Annotated in this window: 9 protein-coding genes and 1 pseudogene; 4 read left to right on the forward strand and 6 right to left on the reverse strand. The window is 67.0% G+C overall.

Going from position 1 to position 15,893, the window contains the following annotated elements:
- The first annotated feature begins 540 nt into the window (after nt 1-540).
- On the forward strand, nt 541-2,220 hold the full coding sequence (locus ACAM54_RS30625; RefSeq protein ID WP_369651235.1) for a hypothetical protein: 1,680 nt from the start codon (nt 541-543) through the stop codon (nt 2,218-2,220).
- On the forward strand, nt 2,217-3,842 hold the full coding sequence (locus tag ACAM54_RS30630; protein WP_369651234.1) for a phospholipase D family protein: 1,626 nt from the start codon (nt 2,217-2,219) through the stop codon (nt 3,840-3,842). Before ACAM54_RS30625 ends, ACAM54_RS30630 begins: the two co-directional genes overlap by 4 nt.
- A 74-nt stretch (nt 3,843-3,916) precedes the next feature.
- Here the strand turns inward: ACAM54_RS30630 and ACAM54_RS30635 are convergent, their stop codons facing one another.
- Both ACAM54_RS30635 and ACAM54_RS30640 read right to left on the reverse strand, forming a co-directional pair.
- Nucleotides 3,917-4,582, reverse strand: a complete 666-nt coding sequence (locus ACAM54_RS30635) for a methyltransferase (RefSeq protein ID WP_025569512.1) — start codon at nt 4,580-4,582, stop codon at nt 3,917-3,919.
- The gene (locus tag ACAM54_RS30640) at nt 4,563-4,817 is read right to left on the reverse strand and encodes a DUF2933 domain-containing protein (RefSeq protein ID WP_025569510.1); all 255 of its coding nucleotides are present in this window, start codon (nt 4,815-4,817) and stop codon (nt 4,563-4,565) included. The genes ACAM54_RS30635 and ACAM54_RS30640 overlap by 20 nt, the downstream gene beginning before the upstream one ends.
- Here ACAM54_RS30640 and ACAM54_RS30645 point away from each other — a divergent pair.
- Nucleotides 4,816-5,253, forward strand: coding sequence for a DUF5676 family membrane protein (locus ACAM54_RS30645; RefSeq protein ID WP_369651233.1), 438 nt, complete (start codon nt 4,816-4,818; stop codon nt 5,251-5,253). The two genes, ACAM54_RS30640 and ACAM54_RS30645, sit on opposite strands and share 2 nt — an antisense overlap.
- A gap of 250 nt (nt 5,254-5,503) precedes the next feature.
- Here ACAM54_RS30645 and ACAM54_RS30650 read toward each other — a convergent pair whose 3' ends face one another.
- From ACAM54_RS30650 to ACAM54_RS30665, 4 genes and pseudogenes are all read right to left on the reverse strand, one after another.
- Entirely contained in the window at nt 5,504-5,917 is a 414-nt protein-coding gene (locus ACAM54_RS30650) for a nucleotidyl transferase AbiEii/AbiGii toxin family protein (protein WP_369651232.1), read from the reverse strand.
- 491 nt (nt 5,918-6,408) lie between these two features.
- Nucleotides 6,409-7,180, reverse strand: a pseudogene (locus ACAM54_RS30655) (integrase arm-type DNA-binding domain-containing protein).
- 39 nt (nt 7,181-7,219) lie between these two features.
- A complete protein-coding gene (locus ACAM54_RS30660) occupies nt 7,220-9,547 on the reverse strand; it encodes an ATP-binding protein (protein ID WP_369651231.1) in 2,328 nt (775 codons plus the stop codon).
- A gap of 6 nt (nt 9,548-9,553) precedes the next feature.
- The gene (locus ACAM54_RS30665; protein ID WP_025569500.1) at nt 9,554-10,381 is read right to left on the reverse strand and encodes a helix-turn-helix domain-containing protein; all 828 of its coding nucleotides are present in this window, start codon (nt 10,379-10,381) and stop codon (nt 9,554-9,556) included.
- A 642-nt stretch (nt 10,382-11,023) separates the two neighbouring features.
- On the opposite strand from ACAM54_RS30665, the gene ACAM54_RS30670 reads away from it, so the two are divergent.
- Entirely contained in the window at nt 11,024-15,883 is a 4,860-nt protein-coding gene (locus tag ACAM54_RS30670; RefSeq protein ID WP_369651230.1) for an Ig-like domain-containing protein, read from the forward strand.
- Nucleotides 15,884-15,893 lie beyond the last annotated feature (10 nt).

Below are 15,893 nucleotides of genomic sequence, written 5' to 3' on the forward strand. Positions count from 1 at the left end.
TCGCCATACGGCCGGAAGCCACTTGGGCGCAAAGGTTGCCGCCGATCGGCGGTTCGTGCGACCGCCTGGAGCGATCGCGCGCGGCCACATTTCAGGAAGCCGGTTCGAACCATGTTCGCCCTTGCAGGCGAGTGCATGTCTCAGCCCGCTCGCGCGGAACAGCATGCGCCAGGCTGGGCATCTGGCATTCCATCTTGGGCGACTGAAGCGGCATGGGCCTGCGGGCGCGTCGAGCGGGTCGGCGGGCCCCCCACTTTCTCCTGCCATTGCCCGACGGCACAAGCCGCGGGCTTCCGCTTGATCTTCCTCAAGCACCCTGTGGCGCCATCGGTGCATCCTCGTGCCTGGATCGTCGTCTCCTGATCAGGCGGATCCGACCATGACCGAACCGACCCTGGCCCCACGTCCCCATTCGCTACACCGGCCGCGCACTCGCGCCATGCTTTTCCCGGCTGCCGCCATCCGGCGGCGGGTCGTGCGCGTCGTGTCGAACGCAGTCCGGTGACTGTGCCTCTTCATCCGATCGTCCGAAAGCAGCGCATGTCCAGGCCCGTTCCGCATCTCTTTGGCGACGCCCCTGCCGCGCTGCCGGCACCCGCCACCACGATCGAGCAGCTCAATCGCGAGTGCTTCTGTCTCAGCCTCGACCGGGACGCGCTCGCGCGCGCGCTCGACGCCGAGCTGGGGCAGCCGGGCCTGTCCCAGCTGGTGCGCGAGCGCTGCCCGTTCGTGTTCGCGGCCCAGCCGGTGTTCGTGGCCGCGCCGCGGATACGGCGCATGGCGCAGGTGGTGCGGGCCGTGGAGTCGGTGGTGGCGCTGCCGGCCTACCGCGAACAGGCCCTGGCCACCGCTCCCGCGATTGCCCGCCTGGGCAGCGCGGGCCCGCGCGGCGTGTTCTTCGGCTACGACTTCCACCTCGAACAGGACCGCCTCGGCCTCATCGAGATCAACACCAACGCCGGCGGGGCGATGCTCAACGCGGTGCTGGCGCGCGCCCAGCGAGCCTGCTGCGAGGCGATGGATTCGATGGTGCCCACGCGGGCCAGCGCGGCCGACTTCGAGCAGCGCATCGTCGACATGTTCCGCCAGGAATGGCGCCTTGCAGGCCGCTCGCGGCCGCTGGCCAGCATCGCCATTGTCGATACGGCGCCGCCGGAGCAATACCTCTACGCCGAGTTCCTGCTGTTCCAGCAACTCTTCGAGCGGCATGGGCTGCGAGCCGTCATTGCCGACCCGTCGTCGCTCGAATGGCGAGATGGCACGCTGTGGCACGGCGACGTGGCCATCGATCTGGTCTACAACCGCTTGACCGACTTCTATCTCGAGCAGCCGGAAAGCGCCGCGCTGCGCGAGGCGTACCTGCATCAAGGCGTTGTGCTGACACCCCACCCGCAAGCCCACGCGCTGTACGCGGACAAACGACAGCTCGCCGTTTTCAGCGATGCAGCGCGGCTGCAGGCGTTGGGTGTGCCCGAAGCCACCCGGCAGGTGCTGCTGGACGCGGTCCCGCACACGGAGGTCGTGAATACTGCCGATGGCGAGCGCCTGTGGGCCGCACGCCGTGGCCTTTTCTTCAAGCCCGTCGCCGGCTTTGGCAGCCGCGCCGCCTACCGCGGCGACAAGCTCACGCGGCGGGTGTGGCAGGAGATCCTCGCTGGCGGCTACGTCGCGCAGGCCATCGTGGCGCCGGGCGAACGCCTGATCGACGAGGACGCCGACCATGCCATGAAGTTCGACCTGCGTGCCTACGCCTACGCCGGCGACGCGCAGTGGGTGGCGGCTCGCCTGTACCAGGGGCAGACCACCAACTTCCGCACCCCCGGCGGTGGTTTCGCGCCGGTGTACAGCACGGTCGATGCGTCGGGCCGCGCGCTGCGCCAATCGGGTGGCGAGCATGCCTCGTATGTGTTCCTGCTCGACGAGGCCGGCGGTGTGCACGCGGTCCCGCATGCGCTGTATGTGGCGCTCGCGCGCCGCGAAGCCGCGGCGCCCGCATGGGCCGGCCGGAACCTGCGCCTGGCCGACTGGTATGTGCGGCTGAAGGACGGTGAGCCCGATGCCATCGTCAACGAGACTTATGGCCTTGCCCATGTCGACGCGCAGGGTCGTCTCGGGTCGGTGGCCGCACCCGCCGATGCCGGCTGGCCGACGGTGAAGGAACGGGAACGCATGCATGCCATGCTTTTCGAGGCGGCGGATTGCCCGGGGAGCGCGCGATGAACGATCGGGTCGATCAGCCGCCGGCCCGCATCGCCTGCTTCGAATGGCGCCGCCGCGGCGAGAGGCTTGGCCGGTGCATGCTCCTCGTGGCTGCGGCGCTGCTGCTCGCTGCCTGCGCGGCGATCGCCTTCGACGCGCCGCGCGCGCCGTCCCATGCGTTCGACCAGCCCCTGCAGACGTCGCTCGGACGGACCTACTTCGCGCAACTCGCATCGGCACCGGGCCAATCGGGCTTTCATCTGCTGGTTTCCGGACCGGAGGCGTTTGCTGCTCGCGGCGCTCTTGCCGCGGCGGCGGAGCGAACGCTGGACCTGCAGTACTACAGCGTCGCCGACGACTCGACGGCAACGCTGCTGCTGGACGGTGTGCTGCGCGCCGCGCAGCGGGGCGTTCGCGTGCGGCTGCTGGTCGATGACCTCAATGTGGGCGACCGCGAAGCTCACCTGTCGGTGCTTGCCGGGCATCCGAATGTGGAGGTGCGATTGTTCAATCCGTTTTCGCAGCGCGGCAGTTTCGGCCTGGTGCAGGTGCTCGAACTGCTCGGCGATGGCGAGCGCCTGAATCGGCGCATGCACAACAAGCTGTGGATCGCCGATGGCGCCGTGGCCGTGATGGGTGGCCGCAACCTGGGCAACGCCTACTTCAATGCGTCCCAAGAGCGCGACTTTGCCGATCTCGACGTGCTGGCCGCCGGTCCCGTGGTGGCCGAAGTATCGCGCAGCTTCGACCAGTACTGGAACAGCCGGGAGGCGGTGCCGATTGCCGCCGTCGCCGGACCCGCGCCGCCGCTGGCCGATCTTCGGCAAGCGTGGGCCGAGACTGCCGCGCAGGCCGGACATTTTCGGGAAGGCGCCTATGTGCGCTCGCTGCGCAGGACAGCGTTCGGCGGCCTGGTGCGCTCGGGACAGCTGCCGCTGGTTGTGGCGCCCGCCGAGGCGCTGTTCGACGTGCCCGCGAACTCGCTCGCCGGTTCGCCCGAGACGACCAGCGCGATCTTCCCGGTGCTGCGCAAGGACGTCGAGCAGGCCCGGCACGACGTGATTCTGGTGTCGCCCTATCTGGTTCCGGGTGCGACCGGTGTGGAGGTGCTGTGTGGTCTGGCTCGTCGTGGGGTGCGGGTGCGGATCCTTACCAATTCCCTGGCCTCGACCGATGTGCCGGTGGTGCACGCCGGATACGCGCGTTACCGCCCGCAGCTGCTCGCCTGCGGCGTGGTGCTCTATGAGTTGCGGCCCGGGGGACCCGGCGCCAGGACCCCGCGCCTGGGACTGTCGTCCGGCGCCAGTCTTCACGCCAAGGCCGTCGTCGTGGATGGCCACGCGGTGTTCATCGGATCGATGAACCTCGATCCGCGCTCCAGCAAGCTCAACACCGAGGTGGCGCTGCGGATCGAAAGCCAGGAACTCGGGGGGCAGCTGACCGCGCTCTTCGGCGAGGCCACCACGCTCGACCAGGTCTTCGAGGTCGAGCTCGATGAGCCGGGCAACGCCGCTTCATCGCTGCGCTGGCAGTCCCTGGATGGCGATCGGCCGGTGCGCTATTCGAGCGACCCCCTCGCCAGCGCGTGGCGCGTCTGGATGGCCCGCTTTCTGGGGGGGCTGGCGCCGGAAGCGCTGCTGTAGAGAGCCCCTGCTTTGCACGCTGGCTGCGCTCCCTGCGGGCCTGTCAGGGGCGCGATCCTGCTGGCGGATCGGCCTCAGTGGCCGCTGGCGGGGCGTGCGTGCGAAGCCTTGAAAAAATTCGGCACGAACCGAGGCGTGGTCTTCGCGTACTCCCGCCAGGCATCGCCGAAAGCCATCTCGGAGTCGCGCTCTTCCGAAATGGCCAACCGAACGTACATCACCACCAGCACCGGGAACATTCCGAGCGTGAGCATCGTGGGCCACTGAAGCAGGAAGCCGAACATGATGGCCACGAAGCCGATGTACTGCGGATGGCGAACGAGCCGGTAGGGACCTGCCTTGGCCAGTTCGTGACGTCGCTGGGCGTGATACAACACGTGCCAGGCCTTGGACAGCAACGTGAACCCGGCAAAGATGAAGGCGAAGCTCAGGACGTGCAGCGCGCCGAAATGCGGATTGCCGTGCCGGCCCGTGATGAGCCACCACAAATGGCCAGCGTCATGCTCGAGCAGGTTGACGCCCGGAAACTTCGTGCCGAGCCAGCCGGAGAGCAGGTAGATGGTCAGCGGGAAGCCGTACATCTCCGCGAACAGGGCCACGATGAAGGCACCGTACGCTCCGAAGCTGCGCCAGTCGCGCAGGTTGGCCGGTTTGAAGAAGCTGTATGCGAACCCCACGAAGATGACGGAGTTCAGGAACACGAGGCCCCAGAGGCCGTAGTCATTCGGAGCGCTGTTCATGGTCGTTCCCCGGGGGCTGTCCGTGCGGCTGTCCATGGCCGCCGTGGCCATGGCCGTGGTGCATGAAGATGTGCATCAACGGACAGGCCAGGATGATCAGGTAGGGCAGGGCGCCGAACAGGTGTGCCGTGTGCTCCGTGACGAGGTAGAAGCCACCAGCGGCAGTGGCTACGAGCAACGCCAGGCCCGCAGGAGACCGCCAGAACGACGGCGGCTCGGAACGATCGTGGTCCATGGACGTGCTCCTTTGGTCACCGGGCTCCCTGCCGTTGCACGAGCGTCGCACGTATTTCGATGCGCGGCTTGATGTGCGTCAATGCAGCCCGGCCCCATCGCGCCAAGATCTGAAGTGGCAACAGGAGAATCTCATGGGCACGACCTCGCCTTCAGTCCGGAACCTGGAATCCGCTCCCACGGCTCTGCGTACGGGGATGGCCTTGGCCGTGACCGTTGCGGTCTTCTACACGCTGTGCGCAATGGTCTGGCTCGCCGCGCCCGGCCCATTCCTGAATTTCATGAATGGCCTGTTCCACGGCATGGACTTCAGCGCACTCCTGCGGCCTGCACCGTTCTCCTGGGCCGGCTTCCTCGAAGCGATCGTCGTGTTGAGCGTTTGGGCATTCCTCGCAGGGTCGTTCTTTGGGTGGCTGCGCCGGCGTCTTGGCAGCTGAACCCTTCTTCGGGGTGGTCCTCCCCGCTTCAGGTCCTGCAGACGCCGGTCCGGATCCAAGGCCCGTCCGTAGCCGCGATGCCAGATGCGCCCAGGGTGTTCCAGCTGGATCACCTCTGCACCAAGGCCACGGACGACCATCGCGCAGTTCATACAGGCCGCGGACTCCGACATCCATTGGTACACCGAACAGCGGATCAAGATCTTCCTGGGCTGTCCGAGGCCCATCGAATACCGAGAGAGCCCTGGACTTACGACATAGAACCAGTCCAGGTTTTTATCCGCACCCCCCTCGGCACCAACTTGAAGTCAATGCCGTAGCCGCCCCAGAAGCCGGCGAGATCCGGGCTGACCTCGGCAGGCTTTTCCTCCATCCTGAAATCAAAGGGCTCGTAGCCCGCGAGTCGAAATGTGCGTTGCAACGCAAGTTCGATGCGGACTTGCACGGCTTCGGTTCCGTCCGGAAAGTCATGGCGCATCGAGAAGTCGAGGTCGACAGATTCGCGCGACGTCAGCTGGTGGATGAGGGCCATCGCGTTGCCGCCCTTGAGCACCAACTGGTCCATGAGCTCGTCGTCAGAGAACATGGCCGTGACGGCCAGTTTCTTGATTTGCTCGAGGCTGATGAGCTCGTCGTGTTTCCTGTTGACCGCGCTTTTCGCCATGTTCTTCCCGTGACTGCCAAGGGGCCCTGCTGCGTTTTCGGCATCGCTCGAGTGCGACGTTCCTCAAGTTGTCGGCCCGATGTTGCCATATGCACGCAAGAGTTCATAAAGGCTGTATTTTGAATGCCATGGGTGATCAAAATGCCGGAAAACTGAACCGCCTGCTGGCCGAGTTGGGCGGCACACGCCTTGGTATCGCCGGCGTGCGGCGTCCACATGCCCAAGGGCGGGCGCCTGCAATGGGAGGTGGGTGATCCGCAGCCTGGGGGCGCAACGACGCGCTGGATGGTGGCGCCGGCAACGCCACCGTCAGTGGCCTCGGCGGGATGACACGTATGTCGACGGCGCAGGCAACGACACGCTGACCGAGACGGCGCCACCTCGTCGGACGTGTATTGGAGAATTGATTCATCGCCTCCTTCCAGTTGTGCGCCGCTCGTCCACCGTCGGCCGCGGCGTTGCGCAGAGATGAAGGTCTTGCGGAATCACCGCTAGGTCACCCGGAGCGTTGGGACTTGCGCGTTTCCGGCAAGTTGATACAGATAGTCCGCCCAGCGCTGCATCATGTCCTTGCGCATGTCCATGAATTGCGCACGAGCGTAGGCTGCACCCATCGGCCCGCTCTTGCCATGGGCAAGTTGTGCCTCGATGACATCGGGCGAAATGCCGTGCATCTGTTCTGCCATGACCGTGCGTGCCATCGCGCGAAATCCGTGGGCGGCCATTTCGTCGTTGGTGTAGCCGAGCCTTCGCAACGCCGCGTTCATGGTGTTCTCGCTCATGGGGCGCTCGCCAGTGCGGATACTCGGAAAGACATACCGGCCGTGCCCGGTCAATGGCTGAATATCTTCAAGTGCCTGCACCGCCTGCCTCGCCAGCGGCACGAAGTGGGGACGGCCGTTGAGCTTTTCATGGAGCCTTCGCTTCATGTCCTGCGCCGGGATGGTGAGCATTGCCTTTTCGAGATCGATCCAGGCCCATCCCATCGCACGGATGCTGCTCTGCGCGCTTCGCGAGGCCGGGATCGATGTTGTCGGCAAGCAGTTCGCGGGCCTTGTCGCGCCGTTGCCGGGCCTTCGCGAGCGAGACCGCGGGGTAGACGCCCAAGGCCAGCGTCTTCGCCTTGCCGTTGAACCGGTAGTCCATGCGTCAGTACTTGCCTGCCGCCTTGACGCGCAGGTACATGCCGCCGCCGTCCGCGTAGCGCTCGCCGATCTCGGTGCCCTTGTGCTTCACTTGCCTCACAAAAGTGTCTGTCAGCATTGGATTCTTCTCCTTGCTGTCTATCTCCGGATACTTTTTCTAAATGGTGCGCGTCTGGTGCAGGGGCGCCGTGCGCGCAATCACGCGGATCTGCTCGAAATCCAGCCGATCGAGCGCCTGGCGAAGCGTCTGCGCCAGCGGCTGGCTGTGTGCGTCCGCGGCCAGCCGGTTCACCCATTCGTGCAGATCGCTCCATCGCCCATCGCGGGCCAGCGCCTCGAGTTCCTCCTTCTGCGCCGGCGACAGCGGTGTCAATGCCGGCAGCGACCGGCCACGCGCCCTCGGCGTTGCGCGCGGGATCGGCGTGGAGACTGGGTGCGGCGGCGGTGCGGGTGGCGCATCCGATGAGGGCGCAGGCCCGGTCGACAGCGAGAAGGCGATCCGCGTTCCCGTGCCCATGCCGCTGTGGATCGCGAGTTGTCCGCCCATGCGCTGCACGATGCGCTGCGCAATCAACAGCCCGAGGCCGCCGCCCGCCAAGCTCGGTGCGTTGCCGGCCAGCAGGCGGCTTATGCGGTCGAGCGTGTCGGGGTCGATGCCCGCGCCGCTGTCGGTCACCTCGAAGTGCAGTTGCCAGGCCTCGCCGAAAGGTTGGGCTCGCAGCCGCAGTCCGATGGCGCCGTTGCGCGTGAACCTGGCCGCGTTCGACAGCAGGTTCAGCACCACCTGCTGCAGCCGCTTGCCGTCCAGCCGGACCAGGGTCGGGAGCTCGCCGTCGATCGTCAGTTCGAAGCTGTTGTGCTGCCGCTGCGCGAGCGCGTCCGCGTACCGCGCGATATCGTCGACCAGCGTGCGCAGCTGCACTGGCTGCGCCTCGACGGCCAGCGGCGCCAGCTCGCCCTTGGCATAGTCGACCAGGTCGTCGATGAGCTCCAGCTGGTAGGCCGCGCTGCGTTCGATGGTGGCGAGCTGCGCGGGCGCGGGCGTGCCGCCGGCGTCCTGCATCAGCTTGAGGCTCCCGAGGATGGTGGCCACCGGCGCGCGCAGGTCGTGGCTGATGTAGGCCAGCAGTTCCTTCTGCTCGCGTGTGCGCTGCTCGGCCTGGCCCAGCGCCTCGCTCAGGGCGCGGGTCTTGCGCGCCACTTCTTCGTCGAGCCGCTGCTGCTCCTGGGCCTGCCACAGCAGCAGCGTCTGCTGCGCCGCGTTGCGCTGGCGCGTCTCCCGGAACGACCAGGCCGTGATCGCGAAGGCGGCGGCCAGCATGCCCGGGAATGACAGCGCATCGTGGTCGAAGCCGGACATCGGGTGCTCCGCGAACATCATCGCCGACATGTGCACCAGCATGCCCACGCAGATCAACAGCATCACGAGCAAAGAGAGCCGACCGCCCGGGCCAACGCGCCGCTGGTAGATGAAGATGCAGGCCGTGAGTGCGAGCACGATCAGCAGCGCGTTCACGATGCCAATGGCCGCGAAGCTCGCGTAAGGGCCGAACAGGGTGCCCAGCAGCACGGCGATTTCGACACCCGCCAGCAGATACAGCAGCGGGCGCCCGGGCACGCGCACCGGGCTCCGGCGGCTGTGCTCGTGAAAGTACAGCAGCAGGCACAGCGCCGTGGCCGCCAGCAACACGCCGTGGCTGCGATAGCTCCAGCCGGTGCTGTCCGGCCACAGCGCAATGCGCGCATAGCCGCGGTAGGTGGCCTCGTACAGCGCCAGCAGCGCAAAGCTTCCCGCCTGGAACGCGGGCATCGGCGCGCGCGAAATCCACCATAGCGCGGCCGAATACACCGCGAAGGCCAGCAGCCCGCCGATCAGCAGGCCGCTCAGCAGCGCGTGGTTGCGTTCGAGGTGATGCCAGGCCTCCTCGGTGTGCAGTTCCGGCACCAGCTGGATCTGGTCCGTGCTCATGATCCGCACCTGCACCCGCACCGACTCTCCCGGCTGCAGGTCGATCCGCAGTTGCGGAATGCGGTCGTGGCGGTGCGTCGCATCCATCGGGTCGGACACGCCGGCCTGCGCGTGTGTCCACGCGGGCTGCCCGTTGCGCATGCGCAGCAGGTGGAAGTCGACATGCCGCAGCCACGTCGCGTCGAGCCCCAGCCGTGCCGTGCGGAGGTCCGGCGTGTCATTGACCAGCGACAGGCGCAGCCAGACGGCCGATGACGAAAACCCGCGCACCAACTGGTCGGGCGTGGCGGGCACGAAGCCGTTCGCGCCACTGCTCGGCAGCGCGAGCACCTCGCTCGCCGACAGGCGGGCCGTCGGGTCTTCCAGCACCTCCACGGTCTGCGCGACGGCGATGTCGTCCCGGGCCAGCGCGCTGACCTTGATCGCTTCCGCCGCACGGGCCGCGAAGACGCACAGCCACAAGGCCAGGCCGAGCAGCAGGCAGCTCGTCCATCGGGACAGGCGCGCCGGCTGCATCGCGCCTCAGGTGCCCGACCGGCCGGCGCCGGCCTGGCGGCAGGCGGAGGGCGTGCAATCGAAGTACTCGCGAAATGCCGTCGCGAAATTCGCGGCGCTGGAGAACCCGACCGCCGCGGCGATCTCCTCGATGCGCATCGCCGATTCGAGCAGCAGGCGCTGCGCCTCATGCAGCCGTGCTTCGCGCACGAACTCGAAGACTGTGCGGTCCGCAAGCTCCTTGAACACGCGCGACAGGCGCTTCTCGTGCGTGCCCACGCGCGCAGCCAGCTCGCGCAGCGGCGGCACGCGGCTCAGGTCGGCCAGGATCAGGCGCTCGGCTGCCTGGAGGAGCGCGTGGTCCATGCCCGCGCCCGCCGCACCGCCGTCGTTCGCCGCGGGGCGGTCGGGCGGCGGCGCAGGTCGTGTCCCAGCGGCGGTGCGCGCCCTGCGGGATTCCGCGAGCGCCAGGTGGATTTCGATGCGGGCCATCACCTCGGCGGGGTCGAAGGGCTTCACGATGTAGTCGACCGCGCCGGCCCGCAGGCCCGTCAGGCGTTCTTCCAGGCTGGCCGACGAGCTGACAAAAATGACCGGGATATCCGCCGTGGTCGGGTTGGCCTTCAGCAGGCGGCAGACGCTGAAACCGTCGGTGCGCCCCAGGCGCACGTCCAGCAGCACCAGGTCCATCTGCAGCGTCGTCGCGCGTCGGTAGCCCTCCATCGCGTCGAAAGCGAGCGTGATGCGGTAACCGGTACCCCGCAGCGTTTCCAGCAAGAGCTTGAGCTCGTCAACGTTGTCGTCGACAACGAGAAGATGAGCTCTCCGGGGCTCCGGCGCGGACCAATAGGACATGGGCAGGAAGGGCGCGGACACGGCGTTTGCACGCCCGGTGACCGAAACAATGTAACCAAAATATTAATTAGTAATCATTGTCACAAGAAATGCCATTTCATCCAATGACTGCTATTCAGTCCTTATTGGGTGACCTGCCATTCGCACCGAGGGTTCAAAAACGGGATGCCGCGCGCGGGTCTCCGAAACCGCCTCTGCCAGAGGGGAAACGGGGCGTGGGAGGAGGGCGAATCCAGCATTGCCGGTATTCCAGCAAAGGGCCCGGCCAATGCCGTCCAGCAAAAGAAACAGGCGCTCTTACAAAGCCCAGAAGCCGCAGGCCATCTGCATCCGCTTTCCTTAATGCACAAATTGTTTGGTTTCTTTTGCCATTTTTGTGAAGTATTCGACGTTTACACACGTTTGTAAACAACTGTCCGCTGCGGAAAAAGCCACAGCCTTTCCAGCAAAAGTCTGGCCGACACCTCGCACCAAGAATCCCGCCCCATGCAAGCGCAAGCCGGCGTGGCCCACGCACCGGGCCTCGCTGGCGAGTCCTCGAGAGACGCAAGCTGCACTCGAGATTTCCCAATGTGCGACCCGGGCTGTTCGTCCAAGACGAAGGCTCGCCCGAGGTTCGAAGTCAAGGAGCAAGGACAAATCATGGAAGCTGTTTACAAGTCTGGTGGCGCCTCCCGCAAAGCGGCGGCTGAAGCCCCTCTGGTTCTGGATCGCCCGTCGATCGTCTCGCTGAAGGTTGCGCCCGAGAGCGTGCTCAAGTTCGAGCGCCGCGGCGGCGACCTCGTGCTCGTGCTGCGCGACGGCCAGGAAATCGCCGTGCGCGGCTTCTTCGCCGAGTACCCCGACGGCGGCCGCAACGACCTCGTGCTCGAAGACGGCGCCGGCGTGCAGTGGTGGGGCCAGTACACCGCACCCTGGAAAGACTTCCACTTCACCGAAATCGAGTGGAACGACGCCGGCGGCGCGCTGCTGCCCGACGGTGTGCCGGGCTGGCTGCTGGGTGCGCTCGGCGTGCTGGGCGTCGGTGCGGCCGCGAGCGGTGGCGGCGGCGGCGGTGGAGGTGGTGGCTCGGCCTTCATCCCGCCGTTGCTCCCGCCGCAGAACCGTGGCCCCGAAGGCAAGGCCGAGCCCGTCGTGACCGCGCAGGACAAGCCCGTGCAGGGCCAGGTGAACGCCACCGACGCCGATCGCGACGCGTTGAACTACACCGTCACCAAGGCCCCCGAGCACGGCACCGTCACCGTCGATCCGTCCACGGGCCACTTCGTCTACACCCCCCAGCCTGGCTACGAAGGCCCCGACAGCTTCGAAGTGATCGTCAGCGACGGCAGGGGCGGCACCACCACCGTCACGGTGCCCGTGACCGTCTCGCCCGTCAACGACGCGCCCACGGCGCCCGACTACACCGAGACCACGAACGAAGACACGCCCGTCAGCGGCCGCGTGACCGGCAGCGACCTCGACAGCAGCGACACGCTGACCTACATCAAGGGCACCGATCCGTCGCACGGCTCGGTGACGGTCAACCCGGATGGCACCTACACGTACACGCCAGACCCGGACTTCCACGGCACCGACAGCTTCACCGTGACGGTCAGCGACGGCCACGGCGGCACGACGACGAGCACCGTGACGGTGACCGTCGACCCGGTGAACGATGCACCGACGGCACCCGACTACACCGAGACCACCAACGAAGACACGCCGGTCAGCGGGAGCGTGGTCGGCACCGACGTGGAGGGTGACGCGCTGACGTACGTGAAGGGCAGCGATCCGTCGCACGGCACGGTCACGGTCAATGCCGATGGCACGTACGTCTACACGCCGAACCCCAACTTCAACGGCACGGACAGCTTCACGGTGACGGTCAGCGACGGCCACGGCGGCACGACGACGAGCACCGTGACAGTGACCATCGACCCGGCGAACGACGCACCGACGGCACCCAACTACAACGAGACGACAGACGAAGACACGCCCATCAGCGGCCAGATCGTCGGCACCGACGTGGATGGCGATGCGCTGACGTACGTGAAAGGCAGCGATCCGGCGAACGGCACGGTCACGGTCAATGCAGACGGCACGTACGTCTACACGCCGAACCCCAACTTCAACGGCACGGACAGCTTCACGGTGACGGTCAGCGACGGCCACGGCGGCACGACGACGAGCACCGTGACGGTGACCATCGACCCGGTGAACGATGCACCGACTGCACCCGACTACACCAAAACCACGAACGAAGACACACCCGTCAGCGGCCAGGTGACGGGCACTGACCTGGACGGTGACGCACTGACCTATGCGAAGGGCAGCGACCCCGCGCACGGCACGGTGACTGTCAATGCGGACGGCACGTACACCTACACACCCGCGGCCAACTTCCACGGCACCGACAGCTTCACCGTGACGGTCAGCGACGGCCACGGCGGCACGACGACGAGCACCGTGACGGTGACCATCGACCCCGTGAACGACGCACCGACGGTGCCCAACTACAACGAGACGACAGACGAAGACACACCCGTCAGTGGCCAGGTCGTCGGCAGCGACGTCGATGGCGACGCGCTGACCTACGCGAAGGGCAGCGACCCGGCGCACGGCACCGTCACGGTCAACGCCGACGGCACCTACACCTACGTCCCCGGGGCCAACTTCCACGGCACCGACAGCTTCACCGTGACGGTCAGCGACGGCCACGGCGGCACGACGACGAGCACCGTGACGGTGACCATCGACCCCGTCAACGACGCACCGACGGTGCCCAACTACAACGAGACGACAGACGAAGACACGCCCGTCAGCGGCCAGGTCATCGGCAGCGACGTCGATGGCGACGCGCTGACCTACGCGAAGGGCAGCGACCCGGCGCACGGCACCGTCACGGTCAACGCCGACGGCACCTACACCTACGTCCCCGGCGCAAAATTCAACGGCACCGACAGCTTCACGGTGACGGTCAGCGACGGCCACGGCGGTACGACCACCAGCACGGTGACCGTGACCATCGACCCGGTCAACGACGCCCCGGTGTTCGTCGACGCCGGCGGCACGCCGGTGGACACAAGCACCGGCTACGTCTTCGGCTATGAGGAGAACCGCCCCGCAGGCACCGTGCTCGGCACCGTCCGCGCCACCGACATCGACAGCGCAACCGTCACCTACAGCATCCTCTCGGGCAACGACAACGGCTACTTCAGCATCGATCCGGCCACGGGCGAGATCAGCCTCACGGCCTCGGGCGCTGCGGCGTTCGTCAACGACTACGAAGCGGGCGCCAACGCACATGCGCTGGTGGTCGGTGCGAACGACGGCACGGTCACGACGAGCATCCCCGTCACGCTCAACGAGCAGAACCTCAACGAGGCACCCGCGGTGCCCGACTACAACGAGGTCACGAGCGAAGACACGCCCGTCAGCGGCCAGGTCGTCGGCAACGACGACGACGGCGACACGCTGACCTACGCCAAGGGCAGCAACCCATCGCACGGCACGGTCACGGTGAACGCCGACGGCACCTACACCTACGTTCCCGGCCCCGACTTCAATGGCACCGACAGCTTCACCGTCACGGTGAGCGACGGCCATGGCGGCACGACCACCAGCACGGTGAACGTGACCGTCAATCCGGTGAACGACGCGCCATCGGCCACGGTGACCAATGCCGACCCCGTGTCCGAAGGCAGCCTGCCCGGCGGCATCGCGGGCGCGGGAGAGCCGCCGGTGCAATCGACCGGCAAGATATCGATCGCGGACCCGGACAGCCTGGCCGGCGACCTGTCGGTGTCGCTCAGCGGCCCGGCCGGCGTCACCTCCGGCGGCCAGCCGGTGTCGTGGACCTGGGACGCGGGCACGCACACGCTCACGGGCAGCGTCACCGTCGGCGGTGTCACCACCGAGGTGATGACCGTGGCGGTAGGCAACGTCACCGCCGACGGCGCGGGATTGTTCGAGGCGGGCTACACCGTCACGCTGAAGGCGCCGATCGACCACCCCGCGGGCAACGGCGAGGGCGTGTCGAACCTGCACTTCGAGGCGCATGTGACCGACGGCCAGGCCAGCGCCGCGCCGGTGGGCTTCGACGTGCCTGTCAAGGACGACGCGCCGGTGCTCGTGAATGGCGAGCAGGCCGTCGACGTGGCGCCGATCAACACGAACCTGATGGTGGTCCTCGACCTCTCCGGGAGCATGGGGCAGGAAACCCCGACACGCCTCAGCCGAGCGAAAGAGGCCGTTCAGAACCTGATCGACGGCTACGACCTGTACGGCGAGGTGCGGGTGCAGCTCGTCACCTTCAGCACGACCGGGGCGTCGCAGCAGGCCTGGATGACGGCGGCCGAGGCCAAGGCGCTGGTGCAGAACCTGCAGGCCAGTGGCAGCACCAACTACGACGCTGCCCTGGCTGCAGCGATGAACGGCTTCTCGGCCAGCGGCAAGCTGGACGGCGCCCAGAACGTGTCCTACTTCCTCACGGACGGCGAGCCGACCCTGGGCGACGGCAACACAGAGCAGCTGACGAATGGCAGCAACAGCAATACGGCCGACAGGGGCATCCAGGCCGCGGAGGAAACGATCTGGAAGGACTTCCTCAGCACCCACCAGATCAACTCGTTTGCACTGGGCCTGGGCTCGAGCCTGAACGCGGCGGCGCAGGCTTTCATCGACCCTATCGCCTACAACGGCAACACCGGCACGAACACCAACGGCCAGATCATCACCGACACGAGCCAGCTGAACGACGTGCTGCAGGGCACGATCGGCGTGCCCCCAACGGTCAGCAACCTGCTGACCGGCGGCCTCGGTGGCTCGTCGGGCTTCGGCGCCGACGGCGGCCATGTGGCCGAGCTGAGCATCGACGGCACCACCTACGCCTTCGACAGCAGCACGGGCCTGATGACAAAGACCGGCCCCGCCACCGGCAGCGACTACAGCTACGACGCGGCGACGCACCAGGTCACCATTGCCACGGCGCAGGGCGGCAAGCTGGTCGTGGACTTCGACTCGGGCGAGTTCAGCTACCAGGTGGCACCGAAGACCGCTGCCTCGCAAAACTACGAGGAGACCATCGGCTACCAGGTGGTCGACCGCGACGGCGATGCAAGCAACGCGGCCACGCAGACGCTGCACGTCAACTACACGCCTGCGGCTGGTGCGGCTGGTGCGGCGGCGATGTACAGCTCGGCCGACTCGCTGGGCCTGGCCGGTGTCGACGAGGTGACGGTGTCGCTCGAGCAGCAGCCGCACGAGGCGCGGCATCTCGCCTTCGGCGACAGCGCGGCGGGGGAGGGCATGCAGCTGTCCGACATGCTGCAGGCCTACAGCGCTGCCGAGTCGCTGCATGCGCTGCTGCAGGCCGCGTTTCCGCCGGCCTTCGCGGGCACGCAGCCATCGCCCTCGGTGCTGGCCCTGGCGTCGTCTGCCGATTCGCTCGCGGCCTACGCGCCGCCCGTGGTCCCTTCGCTCGACGACGAGCTTCACATGGGCCTCGCGCTTCACCACTGACCGACCGGGG

It is taken from the genome of Variovorax sp. V93, from assembly GCF_041154485.1.
Classification (GTDB): domain Bacteria; phylum Pseudomonadota; class Gammaproteobacteria; order Burkholderiales; family Burkholderiaceae_C; genus Variovorax; species Variovorax beijingensis_A.

What these genes read in the sequence shown, in the direction of transcription:
- ACAM54_RS30635 (WP_025569512.1), bottom strand. Translation starts at nt 4,582, where the DNA reads ATGAACAGCGCTCCGAATGACTACGGCCTCTGGGGCCTCGTGTTCCTG.
- ACAM54_RS30660 (WP_369651231.1), bottom strand. Translation starts at nt 9,547, where the DNA reads ATGCAGCCGGCGCGCCTGTCCCGATGGACGAGCTGCCTGCTGCTCGGC.
- ACAM54_RS30665 (WP_025569500.1), bottom strand. Translation starts at nt 10,381, where the DNA reads ATGTCCTATTGGTCCGCGCCGGAGCCCCGGAGAGCTCATCTTCTCGTT.
- ACAM54_RS30630 (WP_369651234.1), top strand. Translation starts at nt 2,217, where the DNA reads ATGAACGATCGGGTCGATCAGCCGCCGGCCCGCATCGCCTGCTTCGAA.
- ACAM54_RS30625 (WP_369651235.1), top strand. Translation starts at nt 541, where the DNA reads ATGTCCAGGCCCGTTCCGCATCTCTTTGGCGACGCCCCTGCCGCGCTG.
- ACAM54_RS30640 (WP_025569510.1), bottom strand. Translation starts at nt 4,817, where the DNA reads ATGGACCACGATCGTTCCGAGCCGCCGTCGTTCTGGCGGTCTCCTGCG.
- ACAM54_RS30670 (WP_369651230.1), top strand. Translation starts at nt 11,024, where the DNA reads ATGGAAGCTGTTTACAAGTCTGGTGGCGCCTCCCGCAAAGCGGCGGCT.
- ACAM54_RS30650 (WP_369651232.1), bottom strand. Translation starts at nt 5,917, where the DNA reads ATGGCGAAAAGCGCGGTCAACAGGAAACACGACGAGCTCATCAGCCTC.
- ACAM54_RS30645 (WP_369651233.1), top strand. Translation starts at nt 4,816, where the DNA reads ATGGACGTGCTCCTTTGGTCACCGGGCTCCCTGCCGTTGCACGAGCGT.